Origin of the sequence: Bacillus sp. N12A5, from assembly GCF_026790125.1 — a bacterium.
Classification (GTDB): domain Bacteria; phylum Bacillota; class Bacilli; order Bacillales; family Bacillaceae; genus Bacillus.
Map to the genome: position 1 here is coordinate 106,303 of NZ_JALAMR010000003.1, position 15,556 is coordinate 121,858.

The 15,556-nt window shown below is 45.0% G+C and carries 15 protein-coding genes; 14 read left to right on the forward strand and 1 reads right to left on the reverse strand.

Translation table 11 applies throughout. The features are described 5' to 3' along the window. Positions 1-6: 6 nt before the first annotated feature. The 14 genes from dacB (at position 7) to nrnB (ending at position 14,897) form a co-directional block, all read left to right on the forward strand. The gene (dacB, locus tag MOC09_RS03735; protein ID WP_268369622.1) at positions 7-1,485 is read left to right on the forward strand and encodes a D-alanyl-D-alanine carboxypeptidase/D-alanyl-D-alanine-endopeptidase; all 1,479 of its coding nucleotides are present in this window, start codon (positions 7-9) and stop codon (positions 1,483-1,485) included. A 424-nt stretch (positions 1,486-1,909) separates the two neighbouring features. Further along, positions 1,910-2,302 carry a DUF1360 domain-containing protein gene (locus tag MOC09_RS03740; RefSeq protein WP_268360701.1) on the forward strand — a complete coding sequence of 131 codons (393 nt, stop codon included), beginning with the start codon at positions 1,910-1,912 and terminating at the stop codon, positions 2,300-2,302. Between the two features lie 152 nt (positions 2,303-2,454). Beyond that, positions 2,455-3,987: a glycoside hydrolase family 10 protein gene (locus MOC09_RS03745; protein WP_268360702.1), complete on the forward strand. Its 1,533-nt coding sequence runs from the start codon at positions 2,455-2,457 to the stop codon at positions 3,985-3,987. A gap of 119 nt (positions 3,988-4,106) precedes the next feature. Beyond that, on the forward strand, positions 4,107-4,673 hold the full coding sequence (locus MOC09_RS03750) for a GNAT family N-acetyltransferase (protein ID WP_268360703.1): 567 nt from the start codon (positions 4,107-4,109) through the stop codon (positions 4,671-4,673). A gap of 93 nt (positions 4,674-4,766) precedes the next feature. Further along, positions 4,767-5,348 (forward strand): TetR/AcrR family transcriptional regulator, encoded by a 582-nt coding sequence (locus MOC09_RS03755; protein ID WP_268369625.1) that lies wholly within the window; start codon positions 4,767-4,769, stop codon positions 5,346-5,348. A 90-nt stretch (positions 5,349-5,438) separates the two neighbouring features. Next, entirely contained in the window at positions 5,439-5,762 is a 324-nt protein-coding gene (locus MOC09_RS03760) for a DUF5367 family protein (protein WP_268360740.1), read from the forward strand. Between the two features lie 90 nt (positions 5,763-5,852). Continuing rightward, positions 5,853-6,995 (forward strand): acyl-CoA dehydrogenase, encoded by a 1,143-nt coding sequence (locus tag MOC09_RS03765; RefSeq protein ID WP_268360705.1) that lies wholly within the window; start codon positions 5,853-5,855, stop codon positions 6,993-6,995. Between the two features lie 41 nt (positions 6,996-7,036). Then, a complete protein-coding gene (locus tag MOC09_RS03770) occupies positions 7,037-8,686 on the forward strand; it encodes an AMP-binding protein (RefSeq protein WP_268360707.1) in 1,650 nt (549 codons plus the stop codon). Between the two features lie 9 nt (positions 8,687-8,695). Continuing rightward, positions 8,696-10,030, forward strand: coding sequence for an acetyl-CoA carboxylase biotin carboxylase subunit (locus tag MOC09_RS03775; RefSeq protein WP_268360708.1), 1,335 nt, complete (start codon positions 8,696-8,698; stop codon positions 10,028-10,030). A gap of 14 nt (positions 10,031-10,044) precedes the next feature. Next, positions 10,045-10,266: an acetyl-CoA carboxylase biotin carboxyl carrier protein subunit gene (locus MOC09_RS03780; RefSeq protein ID WP_268360709.1), complete on the forward strand. Its 222-nt coding sequence runs from the start codon at positions 10,045-10,047 to the stop codon at positions 10,264-10,266. Between the two features lie 14 nt (positions 10,267-10,280). Then, the gene (gene ldeG / locus MOC09_RS03785; RefSeq protein ID WP_268360710.1) at positions 10,281-11,180 is read left to right on the forward strand and encodes a hydroxymethylglutaryl-CoA lyase; all 900 of its coding nucleotides are present in this window, start codon (positions 10,281-10,283) and stop codon (positions 11,178-11,180) included. Between the two features lie 19 nt (positions 11,181-11,199). Continuing rightward, positions 11,200-11,982 carry an enoyl-CoA hydratase gene (locus MOC09_RS03790; protein ID WP_268360711.1) on the forward strand — a complete coding sequence of 261 codons (783 nt, stop codon included), beginning with the start codon at positions 11,200-11,202 and terminating at the stop codon, positions 11,980-11,982. 10 nt (positions 11,983-11,992) lie between these two features. Further along, on the forward strand, positions 11,993-13,528 hold the full coding sequence (locus MOC09_RS03795) for an acyl-CoA carboxylase subunit beta (RefSeq protein WP_268360713.1): 1,536 nt from the start codon (positions 11,993-11,995) through the stop codon (positions 13,526-13,528). A gap of 169 nt (positions 13,529-13,697) precedes the next feature. Beyond that, on the forward strand, positions 13,698-14,897 hold the full coding sequence (gene nrnB, locus MOC09_RS03800) for an oligoribonuclease NrnB (RefSeq protein WP_268360714.1): 1,200 nt from the start codon (positions 13,698-13,700) through the stop codon (positions 14,895-14,897). A 47-nt stretch (positions 14,898-14,944) separates the two neighbouring features. On the opposite strand, the gene MOC09_RS03805 is transcribed toward nrnB, so the two are convergent. Continuing rightward, positions 14,945-15,541 carry a DedA family protein gene (locus MOC09_RS03805; RefSeq protein ID WP_268360715.1) on the reverse strand — a complete coding sequence of 199 codons (597 nt, stop codon included), beginning with the start codon at positions 15,539-15,541 and terminating at the stop codon, positions 14,945-14,947. Between the last annotated feature and the right edge of the window lie 15 nt (positions 15,542-15,556).

Below are 15,556 nucleotides of genomic sequence, written 5' to 3' on the forward strand. Positions count from 1 at the left end.
AAAGAAATGAAAAAAAGCATAAAGCTTTATATTGCTGTTTTGCTGCTTTTCATCGTTGCTTCGGTTCCTTATATGCATCAAGCTGCACAGGCCGCTGAAAAACAAGATGCACTTGCCGGACAGATCAATAAGGTGTTAGCTGATCATCCTGCACTTAAAGGCGCAATGGCAGGCATCACGGTTCGTTCTGCGGAAACAGGCGCTGTTTTATATGAGCATTCAGGAGACGTCCGGATGAGGCCCGCCTCCTCTCTGAAGCTTTTGACAGCAGCCGCAGCACTTTCTGTCCTTGGCGAGAACCATTCTTTTACAACCGAGGTCCGGACTGACGGCACCCTCAAAGGGAAAAAGCTAAATGGGAACCTTTATTTGAAAGGGAAAGGAGACCCGACACTATTACCATCTGATTTTGAAGAAATGGCTAAGAAATTGAAACAGTCCGGTGTGAAAGAGATTAAAGGCAATCTGATCGGTGATGACACATGGTATGATGACATCCGATTATCGCCTGATATGCCATGGAGTGATGAATCCACCTATTACGGCGCACAAATCTCCGCGTTAACAGCGTCTCCGAATGATGATTATGATGCAGGCACTGTGATTATAGAGGTCACCCCAGGTAAAAAAGAGGGGAAAAAGCCTGCCGTTTCTGTATCTCCGCAGACGGATTATGTAACGATTAAGAACAATGCCGAAACGACTGCGGCTGGCCAAAAGAAAGACCTCACGATTGAAAGAGAGCATGGCACAAACACGATTATAATTGAAGGAAGCATACCGGTTGACGCAAGCAAGACAAAGGATTGGATTGCCGTCTGGGAGCCAACCGGTTACGCTTTGGATTTATTTAAGCATGCGCTAAAAAAACAAGGAATTACTGTAAAAGGGAACATCAAGACGGGTGCAGCACCCAGTTCCTCAGACGTGCTAATCTCTCATCACTCAATGCCTCTATCAAAACTATTTGTTCCGTTTATGAAATTAAGCAATAACGGACATGCAGAAGTACTCGTTAAAGAAATGGGGAAAGTGAAAAAAGAAGAGGGGAGCTGGGAAAAGGGACTTGAAGTGGTAAACAACAGTCTTCCGAACTTCGGCATCGACTCCAAATCACTCGTTTTAAGGGACGGATCAGGAGTCTCTCATATTAATGCTGTATCTTCAGATCAAATCTCTCAGCTGTTGTATGACATTCAGGATGAGAAATGGTTCCCATCTTATCTACATTCTCTGCCTGTAGCAGGCAATAGTGACAGAATGATAGGCGGAACGCTGAGGAACCGCTTGAAAGACACACCTGCACAAGGAAAAGTAAGAGCCAAAACCGGATCACTAAGCACAGTCAGCTCTTTATCCGGGTATGCAGAAACTAAGAGCGGAAAAACCCTTGTTTTTTCTATTCTTTTAAACGGATTGATTGATGACGAGGATGGAAAAGATATTGAGGACCAAATTGCTGTCATCTTGGCAAATCAATCATAACGGCAGACCTGTTTTCAAAGGAAAACAGGTTTTTTTATGTCTTTAATAATGTTCTGACCCTGTTGATAACAAATGGACACATTACACGAAACGCGGACTTTCTTTCCTTTGTATGCGAGTAGGCAGGGAACAGCTTTCCATTATGCGTCACCAACCGTTTCTTTATAATTTGTTGAAAATGAATGAAGAATAGAACAGAAAGAATTGTACAACCTTATCGGATCTATGCAGTATTAGCCGCTCCAATAGCACAATGAAGGGTTTTGACTATGAAACGGCGCTTTAGACAAAATAGCAATACTGCATAAACGATAAGCTGGATTATCGGACAGAGGCCATTCTCTGTCTGTCTTTCTTTTTGTATCAAGAATGGATAAAGGACACTAGGGAATGATAACATCAACCTTTTTCTTGGAGGCTTGTCATGGACCATCTTTCTTGGCTTACTTTTATCATGCTGATTCTAGCCAGTTACAGGCTGACACATTTGATTGTATTCGACAAAATCACGGAGTTTATCCGAAAACCTTTTATGAAAAAGAAAAGGATCGTCGATCAAAACGGCCATGTGGACGAAAAAAGCGTGCCGGCTTCTAACTTTGGATACATGCTCAATTGCTACTGGTGTGCCGGCGTTTGGTGTGCCATCTTGATCGGGCTCGGCTATCTTTTTTTGCCCCGTATTGCAGTTCCAGTGATCTTTATTTTAGCCATCGCTGGAGCACAAGCGATTCTTGAAACAGCTGTCGGTGTGGGCGTTAAACTCATTGATGTGTTAAAGAGCCTGCAAACCATGATAAATGATAAAAAGTCCTAAGCTGCCCCTAAAATGCTTCAGGACTTTTTTCGTTTATCTGGTGATATAGATATAAATCCCGATTTCTTCCATCCGTTTAAGCACCCTTTTACAGCCAGGGAATACCGTAATAGCGAATAGTGAAAGTGATGTAATGGGGGAGAAGAAACAGCATGAAGGTTTGTCAAAAGTCGATTGTCCGTTTCCTTGTCAGCTTGATCATCGGAACGTTTGTCATCTCCGTTCCGTTTATGGCCAATGCACAGTCTGACAGGGAGCTGAGAGCCGTATGGATTGCTTCCGTATTAAATATTGATTGGCCGTCAAAAAAAGGGTTATCTATGGAAGACCAAAAACAAGAGTATATCAAGCTGCTGGACGATGTGCAGAAAATGGGGATGAATGCCGTTATTGTTCAAATTAAACCGACGGCAGATGCCTTTTATCCGTCCGCTTACGGACCTTGGTCTGAATACTTAACCGGTGTCCAAGGGAAAGACCCGGGCTATGATCCTCTTGCATTTATGATTGAAGAAACCCATAAACGAAATTTGGAATTTCACGCATGGTTTAACCCTTACCGTATTACGATGAATCATACAGACCTCAATAAATTATCTGAGGATCATCCGGCAAGAAAGCATCCAGACTGGGTTGCCGCCTACGGAAAGCAACTGTATTATCATCCGGGTATTCCTGAAGCGAGAGATTTTATTGTTAAAGGCATTGAAGAAGTCGTAAAACATTATGATATCGATGCCGTTCATATGGATGATTATTTTTACCCATACAAAATAGCGGGACAGGAATTTCCTGATCAAGCACAGTACGAACAATACGGAAAAGCCACTTTTTCCAATATTGATGACTGGCGGCGGGATAACGTAAACCGGCTTGTCAAACAAATCAATCAAACAATTAAAGCTGCAAAACCATATGTCAAATTCGGTATCAGTCCCTTTGGTGTATGGAGAAACGCGGCAGATGACCCGACCGGATCGAATACCAAAGCAGGCGTCAGAAATTATGACGACCTTTATGCAGATACAAGACATTGGATCCAAGAAGGCGACATCGATTATATTGCCCCGCAAATCTATTGGAGCATCGGCTTTAACGCTGCTGCTTACGACGTGCTGGCTGATTGGTGGAGCAATGAAGTCAAAAATAAGCCTGTTCATTTATATATTGGCCAGGCAGCTTATAAAATCAATAACAACTTTGATCCGCCCTGGTCCGACCCCGAGGAGTATGTAAGACAAATCACTTTGAACCGTCAGCTTGAGCTGGTGAAAGGAAGCATGCATTTCAGCCTCAAAGACCTCAACAAAAATCCGCTTGGCATCAAAGACAGGCTCATCACCGAGCTTTACAGCCAGCCGGCATTGGTTCCGCAAATGCCTTGGCTTGACAGTACAGTCCCAAAAAAGCCAAAGCTCTCAAAAGTGACCGAAAACAAAAACGGCAATCTTCTGCACATTCAAGACCATCCATCAAATCAAAAAACGAAAGAAACAGCTTATTATGCGATATACAGAACCGAAGGGAAAAAGAACAAAACATTGCTGGCAACCGCGAGAAAGACAAATGAGCAGCAAACCTTCTTAGATGACACGGCAGATCCAAATAAGCAGTATACGTATTATGTCACTTCAGCAGACCGGCTTCATAACGAAAGCGAGGCTTCCAAACGAAAAACAAAATAAGAAATAAACAGGACGGCTTTCTAAGTCGTCTTTTTTAGAAAAAGTGATTTTGCAGACAGGAAACTATGATACGCCGCTGAATTTGTTAAAGAAACGAAAAAGACGAGGGAGAGACTCACATGAATATAGAAGCGGTTTTTGGACATTTTCCAGTATTGGAATCTGAGAATCTGGTTTTAGGTAAAATCGAAGAGGTGCACGTGCAGGATGTATTTTCAATCTATGATAATGACAAAGTATTCGAATACTGCGGTATCATCCCGAAACATAACATTAAAACAGTACATAAAATGATTGGCCATTTTGATCGGGATTACAACAAAAAAAGCAGAATCAAATGGGGAATCTTCCCGAAAAGTCAAGAGAATACGTTGGCGGGAATCATAGAAGCGATGGATTTCAACGTAAAAGTAAACATGGTAACGATTGGCTACTACTTGGCTGAAGAATATTGGGGGAGAGGCATTACAACGGAATCCGTCCGCATGCTTGTCTCATTTTTATTTGAGAAAGCCAATATAAACAGAATTCAAGCTGAAGTTATGCCAGCCAATGAGGCTTCAAAAAACGTCCTCTTAAAAAACAATTTTATGAAAGAGGGAGTAATCAGACAAGCTTCCTATTGGTCTGGTAAAGGAGTGGTCGATTTAGAAATATACGGCCTTCTTAAAAACGATTACGTATAAATCTTTCTTTTTCAAATTCAAAAAATTGTTCAGCATAACGAGATTGAACTATAAGTTAGTTATTGAACTGACTAATTCATAAGGAGGAGCGGCATGGCGAAACCAAATGTTATTTCCAAAGAAACACTCATTGAATGTGCCAAGACATGCATCACAGAAAACGGGTTAGAAAAACTGACATTAAAATCAGTAGCAGAACAAGCTGGTGTCAGCCAAGGCACAGTTTATTATCATTTCCGCACGAAAGAAAACCTCATGCTGGAGGTGGTTCGCCACGTGTGCGGCAGCTCATGGGCGAACATACAGAACAGCCGGCTCCCGTCAAGCGAAAAGCTGAGAGAGGCTTTGATGTCCGCAAAAGCTCGAACGAAAGAAAATGGGGATTATCATCGGTTATTTTTAACGCTGATCGTATCAAGCTTCCAAAATGAACGGATCAAAGAGCAGCTATGTCATCTGCTACAAACTGAAAATCAATGTCTGACAGAAGAGCTCACTCAATTGTGGGGCAAATCCCCAATTGATGGCGTTTCCTTGGCAACCTGGGGAATGATGCTGAATGCTTTAATTGACGGGCTTGCCATACAGTCTCTCATTTCCGATGATTTTTCCTCAGAAGGTGTTTATCAGGAGCTCGAATGGATTTTGGTGAAGCTGACTGAAAAAATGAGGTAACACGAAAGGAGATCAAGCATGTTTACTCAAAAATTAGGGCTTGTCCTCACGTTTTCATTTCTAGTCTGGCTAGGTGCCACACTATTTTTTGTGCTGTTTGGAGACGCTGTTTTAACAGATCCGGCCGAAGAACCTTTTTTGTTGAACTTTCTTCTCCTGGAAGCGGGCACCGCTCTCGTTTTATGCCTCGTGTTCTTTCTCTATCAAAAACTCGATCAATCACAGTACGCGGTAATCAAGCTCGGCCTATGGGGATCAGCGGTCGGTTTATTGATAGACACGTTTTCCCTTTGGAATCATCCCATTATCTTCCCGGCGCTATCAAAGGGGCAAGTCAATGCGTTTGCCATATGGATGGTATGCGCCTATGGCCTGTATTTGTTCATCCCGTTAATGTTTTCACATAAGAAATGATCCAGTTTTAATTTTCAGACTTCTTTTGTCAGGGAATGATTACAGAACTCGCCTAATAGGATGTTACAAAGATGTGAAGGAGGAAAGCAAGTGAATTTTGAGCTGACAAAAGAACAGCAAATGGTGCGTGAAATGGTAAAGGATTTTGCGAGAAAAGAAATTGCTCCTCACGCTGAACATGTAGATCAAACGGGCGAGTTCCCGATCCAAACATTTAAAAAAATGGGTGAGCTCGGGCTGATGGGTATTCCATTTCCCGAAGAATACGGCGGGTCAGGCGGAGATACGATTTCATATGCCTTAGCAGTTGAAGAAATCGGCAAAGCTTGCGGCAGTACTGGATTAAGTTATGCAGCAGCAGTCTCGCTCGGCGCAAGTCCTCTTTATTACTTTGGAACAGAAGAACAAAAACAGACGCATTTGACTCCGCTGGCCTCGGGCAAAGCACTCGGGTCATTCGGCCTGACGGAACCAAACGCCGGCTCAGATGCAGGAGGAACTCAAACAAAAGCGATTACAAACGGTGACGAGTATGTAATCAACGGGGAAAAATGCTGGATCACGAATGCAAGCTACGCACGCACGGTGATTGTGACCGCAGTAACAGGCAAAAACAAAGACGGGAAAAACATCATCTCCGCATTCATCGTGCCAACTGACACACCTGGACTTACGATCACAAGCCCGTACGATAAAATGGGCGTCCGCGGTTCAAATACAGCGGAAATTTTGTTAGAGGATGTCAGAGTGCCCGCGGGCAACTTACTTGGCGATCCAACAAAAGGGTTTAAGCAGTTTCTCTACACGCTTGACGGCGGTCGGATCTCCATTGCTGCTCTTGCAGTCGGCATTGCCCAAGCGGCACTTGAAGCATCATTGGCATATGCGAAAGAACGGAAGCAGTTCGGACAGCCGATTTCTTCCTTTCAGGCGATTCAATTTAAGCTTGCTGACATGGCGATGGAAATTGATCTGGCCCGGCAAATGGTGTTAAAAGCTGCTTGGCTGAAAGACCATCACCGCCCGTTCACAAAAGAAGCGGCGTATGCCAAGCTGTTTGCATCTGAAATGGCGACAAGGGCTTGCAATCAAGCCATTCAAATCCATGGAGGTTCAGGCTACATGAAAGAATATGGGGTAGAACGGATGCTGCGGGACGCAAAATTAATGGAAATCGGTGAAGGCACATCTGAAATTCAGCGTATCGTGATCGCCAGACAGCTTTTAAAATAAAATGTAAACGCTTTCGATCACTTGGAAAGGAGGAACATTGCATGGCTGAACTCATCCATTCCACAATCGGCAGACTGCTGGAACAAATCGCTGAAACCTATCCCGATCAAGAAGCGGTTGTTTATCCAGACAGAAATATCCGCTATACGTACGCCCAATTTAACAGTCTGTGCCGTCAAACTGCTAAAGGACTTATGCGGATGGGACTTGGGAAAGGAGACCACGTAGCCATATGGGCTTCGAATATCCCCGAATGGCTTGCCGTTCAGTTCGCCACCGCGAAAATCGGAGCCGTGCTCGTTACCGTCAATACCAATTATCAAGCACACGAGCTCGATTACTTGCTGAAGCAATCAGATGCTGCGGCGCTTATTGTCATGGATTCTTACCGGGGCACTTCTTACACAGATATCGTGAACAGCCTAATTCCAGAGTCGCAGGAAGCAAAGCCCGGCCAGCTGAACTCAGAACGTTATCCCTTTTTAAAAACGCTCATTCATATTGGCGAAAAACGCTTTCCTGGCATGTATCATTGGGACGATATAGAGATATTGGCGAAAACAGTGACGGATGCTGAACTGGAAGCAAGAATGAACAGCCTTGAAAAAGACGATGTGATTAACATGCAATACACATCAGGTACGACAGGGTTTCCTAAAGGCGTGATGCTTACGCATTTTAATGTCATCAATAACGCTGTCAATATCGCAGAATGTATGGTGTTAACCTCTCAAGACCGCATGTGCATCCCAGTTCCGTTTTTTCACTGCTTCGGATGCGTGCTTGGGGTTTTGGCGTGTGTGTCAGTCGGGGCAGTCATGATACCTGTACAAGAATTTGATCCCGTTACTGTCCTCAAGACAGTGGAAAAAGAGAAATGCACAGCGCTTCATGGCGTACCGACCATGTTTATCTCAGAGCTGCATCATCCGGATTTTAATGCATATGATCTATCAACACTCCGAACAGGCATCATGGCCGGCTCACCCTGTCCAAGCGAGGTGATGAAAGCCGTGATTGAAAAGATGGGCATGACAGACATTACAATCGCCTATGGACAAACCGAAGCATCACCGGTTATTACGCAAACAAGAGCAAATGATTCCTTCATCAGAAGGGTCGAAACAACTGGCCGAGCCTTACCGCATGCAGAAGTAAAAATCGTAGAACCTGGGACATGTCGAGAAGTTCAAAGAGGCGTGCAGGGAGAGCTATGCACCCGCGGCTATCATGTCATGAAAGGCTACTATAAAGACGACGAAGCGACCAGAGAAGCAATCAATCCCGACGGATGGCTGTTCACCGGTGATCTTGCTGTCATGGATGAAGACGGGTACTGCCGTATTACTGGAAGATTAAAAGATATGCTCATCAGAGGCGGTGAGAACATTTATCCGCGGGAAATCGAAGAATTCCTATACCGGCATCCCGCCATTTTAGATGTACAGGTCGTTGGTGTCCCTGACGCAAAATTCGGAGAGGAGGCAGCTGCCTGGATTAAGCTGAAAGACGGTAAGAGTGTTTCACCTGATGAACTTAAAGCCTACTGCAAAGGGAAAATCGCGCGCCACAAAATTCCGCGTTATGTTATTTTTACAGACGAGTACCCGATGACGGCTTCAGGCAAGATTCAAAAATATAAGCTGCGTGAAAAAACGATTGACATGTACCGCTTATCATCAAGTCAATGAGGTGAAGTCATGTTTTCAAAAGTACTGATCGCTAATCGCGGAGAAATTGCAATGAGGATCATCCGTACGTGCAGCCGTCTCGGCATAAAAACCGTTGCAGTTTATTCTGAAGCAGACAGAGATGCGCCACATACTAAGGCAGCCACAGAGGCTTATCGAATAGGTGAATCGAGAGTCAATGAAAGCTATTTAAATATAGAGAGAATCATAGAGACGGCGAAAAAAGCAAATGCCGGCGCCATCCATCCCGGCTATGGGTTATTATCAGAAAACAGCCGCTTCGCCGAACGCTGCAAGCAGGAAAACATCGTGTTTATTGGACCATCTCCCGATATCATTGCAAAAATGGGGAGCAAAATTGAAGCACGCAAAACAATGGAAGCCGCAGGTGTCCCTGTCGTTCCCGGTGTTTCTGAATCCCTCGGAGACATTCAGGCAGCCTGCCGCGCTGCAAATCAAATTGGCTATCCTGTCATGCTGAAAGCTTCAGCGGGCGGGGGAGGCATTGGAATGCAGCTTGTCCAAAACGAGGAAGACTTAATAAAGGCGTACGAGGGAAACAAAAAGCGCGCTGCAGATTTTTTCGGTGACGGGTCGATGTATATAGAGAAAGTCATTGAACATGCCCGCCATATCGAAGTTCAGCTTTTGGCGGATCAGCACGGCCATACAGTACACCTGTTTGAACGCGATTGCTCTGTTCAAAGGCGCCACCAAAAGGTTATTGAAGAAGCGCCGTCACCATTTTTAGATGATGAACTGAGAATGAAGATCGGGGAAACGGCCGTAAAAGCAGCGAAGGCGATCGGCTATACAAACGCAGGAACGATTGAATTTATAGTTGACCCGAGTCAAAACTTTTATTTCCTTGAAATGAATACGAGATTGCAAGTTGAACACCCCGTGACTGAAGAAATAACAGGCCTGGACTTAGTTGAGCAGCAGCTGCGGATTGCTGCGGGCCATACACTCACATTCTCCCAGCAAGACATCAAACGAAACGGGCATGCGATAGAGGTTCGAATATACGCGGAAGATCCCAAGACCTTCTACCCGTCACCAGGCACGATCACCGCGTTTTCACTTCCTGGCCAAAAAGGGGTCAGACACGAATGCGCGGTAGCAAAAGACAGTACTGTCACCCCTTTTTATGACCCGATGATCGCCAAAATGATTGTCAAAGGCAAAAACAGAGCGGAGGCAATTGAAAAGCTGGAGACGGCGCTCCGTGACTACCGGATAGAGGGAATCAAAACAAATCTTCCGCTCCTCATACAGGCTGCCGGATCAAAAGCATTTAAAGAAGGGGATGTCACGACTGACTTTTTGAAACAACATTTATAAAGGAGGCCGTTCATATGACAGTTAAGATACAGATGGCGGGAAACCTATGGAAAGTGCACGTCCAAGCGGGCGACCAAATAAAGAAAGGCCAGGAAGTTGCCATTTTGGAGTCAATGAAAATGGAGATTCCGATCGTTGCAGACAGAAGCGGAACCGTAAAAGAAGTCAAAAAAAATGAGGGAGATTTCGTGAATGAGGGAGATGTGCTGCTCGAACTGAGCGATTCCACGCAATAAACTGGAGGAAGACCATGTCATATCCTAAAAAAGTGACAATCAAAGAAGTCGGTCCGCGTGACGGCTTACAAAACGAGCCCGTATGGATCGCAACCGAAGATAAAATCGCCTGGATCAACCAGCTTTCCCGGACTGGGCTTTCATATATCGAAATCACATCCTTCGTTCACCCGAAATGGATTCCCGCACTTCGAGATGCAATCGACGTGGCAAAAGGCATCGACCGTGTAGAAGGGGTAACGTACGCGGCACTTGTCCCGAACCAAAAGGGGCTGGAGAATGCGCTTGAAGGAGGCATTAACGAAGCTTGTGTCTTTATGTCTGCAAGCGAGACGCACAACAGAAAAAACATCAACAAATCCACTGCTGATACACTTCACATTCTCAAACAAGTAAACGATGACGCAAAAAAAGCAAACCTCACAACAAGAGCCTACCTCTCAACCGTTTTCGGCTGTCCATACGAAAAAGATGTCCCCATTGATCAAATCATTCGCCTTTCTGAAGCTCTATTTGAATTTGGGATCTCTGAACTGTCGCTAGGTGACACAATCGGAGCGGCAAATCCTGCCCAAGTAGAAACCGTGCTCGAAGCACTTTTGGCCCGATTTCCAGCCAATCAAATCGCCCTGCATTTTCATGATACGAGAGGAACGGCGCTCGCCAACATGGTCACAGCTCTCCAAATGGGCATCACGGTGTTCGACGGCTCGGCAGGCGGGCTTGGGGGATGTCCATATGCTCCTGGCTCGTCAGGAAACGCCGCAACTGAGGATATCGTATACATGCTTGAACAGATGGACATCAAAACAAATGTAAAGCTCGAAAAACTGCTATCCGCAGCCAAATGGATAGAGAAAAAAATGGGCAAACAGCTGCCGAGCCGAAATTTACAGGTATATAAATCATCTTGATAAAAGAGAGGAAAAAACAATGGGAGAATCGATTCTATTTACTATCCAAAATGAACATATTGCCGTGATCACCTTAAACAGGCCTCAGGCGGCAAACGCACTTTCAGCGGAAATGCTTAGAAACCTGCAATTGATTCTTCAGAAAATTGAATTCAACTCAAACATCCGCTGCGTCATCCTCACAGGCACCGGTGAAAAAGCGTTTTGTGCGGGGGCAGATTTGAAAGAAAGGATAAAGCTGAAAGAAGATCAGGTACTTGAAAGTGTATCTCTCATTCAAAGAACCGCGGCTCTACTTGAAGCCTTGCCGCAGCCGGTCATCGCTGCGATGAACGGTAGCGCCTTAGGCGGCGGTCTTGAATTGGCAATGGCATGCGACCTTCGAATCGCAGCTGAATCTGCCATGCTGGGCCTGCCGGAAACAGGGTTAGCCATTATCCCGGGCGCTGGAGGAACCCAAAGGCTGCCGCGTCTGATTGGCAGAGGAAAAGCAAAAGAATTAATTTATACAGGAAATCGCGTAACAGCACACAAAGCAAAAGAGATAGGCCTTGTCGAGCAAGTCACGGCTCCTCGTGACCTCATGCCAAAAGCGGAGGAACTGGCCGCAGTTATTTCTGCCAACGGGCCGATTGCTGTCCGTCAGGCTAAATTTGCAATCAATAAAGGATTGGAAACAGACCTCGCTACAGGCCTGGCAATTGAACAAAAAGCTTATGAACATACCATTCCAACAAAAGACAGGAGAGAAGGGCTTCAGGCGTTTCAAGAAAAAAGACGGGCCGTATACAAAGGAATATAAAAGGGAGGCAATGCTCATGGATTATGAAAAGGAACGAACAGAACGGGCCGAACGGATACAAAAAGGCGGGGCGGAAAAGTATCATCGCAGCAACCAAGAAAAGGGCAAGCTCTTTGTAAGAGAGCGGCTTGCTCTTTTGTTTGACAATGACATTGAGCTTGAAGACGCTTTTTTTGCGGAATGCATGTCAGACGGGCTTCCCGCGGACGGAGTCGTAACCGCCATCGGCAAAATCGGCGGCCAAACCGTCTGTGTGATGGCAAATGACTCTACGGTAAAAGCGGGGTCATGGGGAGCGAAAACCGTTGAAAAAATCATCCGCATTCAAGAAACAGCCGAAAAAGTAAACTGCCCGCTTATCTATTTAGTCGATTCGGCAGGCGCCAGAATCACCGACCAAATCAATGTCTTTCCAGGGAGACGTGGCGCAGGAAGAATTTTTTACAATCAAGTCAAATTATCAGGGCGCATTCCGCAAATCTGCCTGCTATTCGGACCGTCTGCGGCAGGAGGCGCTTATATCCCGGCCTTCTGTGACATTGTCGTCATGGTAAACGGTAACGCCTCCATGTATTTAGGCTCGCCGCGGATGGCGGAAATGGTTATCGGCGAAAAAGTGTCTCTTGAAGAAATGGGGGGTGCCCGTATGCATTGCTCAATCTCAGGGTGCGGCGATATTCTTGCGGAAACTGAAGAAGAAGCCATACGTCTGGCCCGAACTTATTTATCTTACTTTCCTGCTAATTATCGAGAAAAAGCACCGATACAGGATAAACGTCCTCCAAAACACTTTGATATCCCGCTTGCGGACATCATTCCGCAAAATCAAAATGCGCCTTTTGATATGAATGAGCTGATTGAGCGGGTTATTGATGAAGGCTCATTTTTTGAGATTAAAGCCTTATTTGCACCCGAATTAATAACAGGCTTCGCACGGATCGAGGGGCAGCCTGTCGGTATTGTTGCCAATCAGCCGAAGGTAAAGGGAGGCGTCTTATTTCACGATTCAGCAGACAAAGCCGCTAAATTTATAACCTTATGTGACGCGTTTCATATTCCATTGCTGTTCTTAGCGGATATCCCCGGCTTTATGATCGGCACAAAGGTAGAACAAGCAGGCATTATCAGGCACGGAGCCAAAATGATTTCAGCAATGTCGGAGGCAACCGTTCCTAAGCTCTCTGTCATTGTCCGAAAAGCGTACGGAGCGGGGCTGTATGCAATGGCAGGGCCGGCCTTTGAACCGGATTGCTGTTTAGCGCTTCCAACCGCCCAAATCGCCGTCATGGGTCCTGAAGCAGCTGTAAACGCCGTCTACGCTAAAAAAATCGCTGAGCTGCCGAAAGAAGAGAGGGCCCAATTTATCAACAGCAAACGGGAGGAATACAAAGAAGACATCAATATATACCGCCTGGCTTCAGAAATGATCATCGATGCCGTAATCCCAGCCAATTCACTGCGGGATGAGCTGAACAAACGGCTGAAGGCATACATGACAAAGGAAATGACCTTTACCTATCGAAAGCATCCAGTGTATCCGGTATAAACGCAATGTGACTCAGGAGCGTAAAAGCGCTCCTTTTATATATTTACAATAATAACATTATGTAAACTAACCGACTTTGCATAAAACGCTATGTTTTTTAGAATAGTAAATAAAGGCTGCCGCATCTCTAGCGGCAATTGTCAGTTCATCATAAAAAGGGGCCCACATTATGTATCATTTATATTCACATAACGACTTGGACGGAGTAGGATGCGGAATTGTAGCAAAATTGGCATTTGGAAAAGATGTTGAGGTCCGGTATAACTCTGTCAATGGCTTAAACGCCCAAGTCCAGTACTTTTTAGAAAAAGCGAAAGAGAGCAACAGACAAGACGCGTTATTCATTACCGATCTCGCTGTCAACGAAGAAAACGAAGAGAGATTGAATGAGTATGTTCATGCGGGCGGAAAAGTGAAGCTGATCGACCACCATAAAACAGCGCTTCATTTAAATGAGCATGAATGGGGCTTTGTCCAAGTGGAATACGATGATGGACGGCTCTCATCAGCCACATCGCTTTTATATGACTATCTCGTTGAAAATGGCTTCATGAAACCGACAAACGCCTTAGATCAATTCACAGAGCTCGTCCGCCAATATGATACATGGGAATGGGAGCGGTACGATCAAAAACAGGCGAAGCGGCTTAATGACCTTTTCTTTTTGCTGTCAATCGATGAATTTGAAGAAAAAATGATTCAGCGGCTTTCGGCGCATGACGAATTTTTCTTTGATGATTTTGAAGAAAAACTGCTTGATCTGGAAGACGAAAAAATCGAACGCTATCTCCGCAGAAAGAAAAGGGAAATGGTGCAAACCTTTGTTCATGAACACTGTGTAGGCATCGTTCATGCAGAATCGTACCATTCAGAGCTTGGAAACAGGCTTGGAAAAGAAAATCCCCACCTTGATTACATTGCAATTTTAAGCATGGGGTCAAAACGGGTCAGCCTGCGCACCATTCATGATTACGTCGATGTGTCAGAAATCGCGGGCCGATACGGAGGCGGAGGGCATGCAAAGGCATCCGGCTGTTCGATAACCGATGAAGTATACGAATTGTTTGTTGCTGAAGCATTCCGGATTGAGCCTGTCCGGCCGGATGCTTTCCGTAACATCTATAATATAAAGGGATCTGCGAACGGCTCATTATATGAAAATCGTGCACAAATGAGATTTTTTCTGTTTCCTTTAGACAACGAGTGGAATATCCAAATTAACGGGGAAACACAGGATGAAACATTCACAGCGTTTGAAGAAGCAGAATGGTTCATTAAAAGAAATTATGCCGCATCGCTCGTGCGGGATGAAGTGTTTGTCGCATTTCTAGCGGAGAATTTGAAGCGGGCAAACCAGCATCGCAGGTAAAAAAATATGCATAGGGGGAGAATTGATCTTCCCTATGCATATCCGCGTTATCGTTTAAATATAGCTGTACGTTTTTTTATGACAAAATAAAGGGCAATGACGACAATAGCCAGTATCATAATCGGCGTGGTATAAGTGCCCGCAATGTTCTCAACGTCATCCCACTGGCTTCCGAGCTGAATGCCTAAATAAACAAAGAGGATAGACCACGGAATGATAGCAAGTACAGTCAGTACCACAAATTTGAGAAACGGCATTTTGGCAATGCCTGCAGGAATGGATATCGCATGTCTGACAACTGGTATAAAACGCGCCGAGAAGACAACCCCCGTGCCGTATTTTTGAAACCAGTTTTCTGCCATATCGATATGATGCTTTTTAATCAATAAGTACTTCCCGTATTTGTCCAAGAACGGTCTGCCGCCATAGCGTCCGATCCAATAAATAAAGATCTGGGCAATGGTGCCTCCGATGACACCCGCAATAATGGCGCCAATAAACCCAATCGTGCCTTCCGATACCATATAGCCGCCATAGGCCAATACAATTTCACTCGGAATAATCTCAATCATCAAGCCAATTGCAATGCCTGCATACCCCATATTCGTCAGCCAAGTTAAAATTTCGCTTATCAAACTGCCCACATTCTTCACAACCTG

Excerpts from the sequence above, each read along its gene's own strand:
- dacB (WP_268369622.1), top strand. The coding sequence starts at position 7 with ATGAAAAAAAGCATAAAGCTTTATATTGCTGTTTTGCTGCTTTTCATC.
- MOC09_RS03740 (WP_268360701.1), top strand. The coding sequence starts at position 1,910 with ATGGACCATCTTTCTTGGCTTACTTTTATCATGCTGATTCTAGCCAGT.
- MOC09_RS03745 (WP_268360702.1), top strand. The coding sequence starts at position 2,455 with ATGAAGGTTTGTCAAAAGTCGATTGTCCGTTTCCTTGTCAGCTTGATC.
- MOC09_RS03750 (WP_268360703.1), top strand. The coding sequence starts at position 4,107 with ATGAATATAGAAGCGGTTTTTGGACATTTTCCAGTATTGGAATCTGAG.
- MOC09_RS03755 (WP_268369625.1), top strand. The coding sequence starts at position 4,767 with ATGGCGAAACCAAATGTTATTTCCAAAGAAACACTCATTGAATGTGCC.
- MOC09_RS03770 (WP_268360707.1), top strand. The coding sequence starts at position 7,037 with ATGGCTGAACTCATCCATTCCACAATCGGCAGACTGCTGGAACAAATC.
- MOC09_RS03775 (WP_268360708.1), top strand. The coding sequence starts at position 8,696 with ATGTTTTCAAAAGTACTGATCGCTAATCGCGGAGAAATTGCAATGAGG.
- MOC09_RS03780 (WP_268360709.1), top strand. The coding sequence starts at position 10,045 with ATGACAGTTAAGATACAGATGGCGGGAAACCTATGGAAAGTGCACGTC.
- ldeG (WP_268360710.1), top strand. The coding sequence starts at position 10,281 with ATGTCATATCCTAAAAAAGTGACAATCAAAGAAGTCGGTCCGCGTGAC.
- MOC09_RS03790 (WP_268360711.1), top strand. The coding sequence starts at position 11,200 with ATGGGAGAATCGATTCTATTTACTATCCAAAATGAACATATTGCCGTG.
- MOC09_RS03795 (WP_268360713.1), top strand. The coding sequence starts at position 11,993 with ATGCTCATGGATTATGAAAAGGAACGAACAGAACGGGCCGAACGGATA.
- nrnB (WP_268360714.1), top strand. The coding sequence starts at position 13,698 with ATGTATCATTTATATTCACATAACGACTTGGACGGAGTAGGATGCGGA.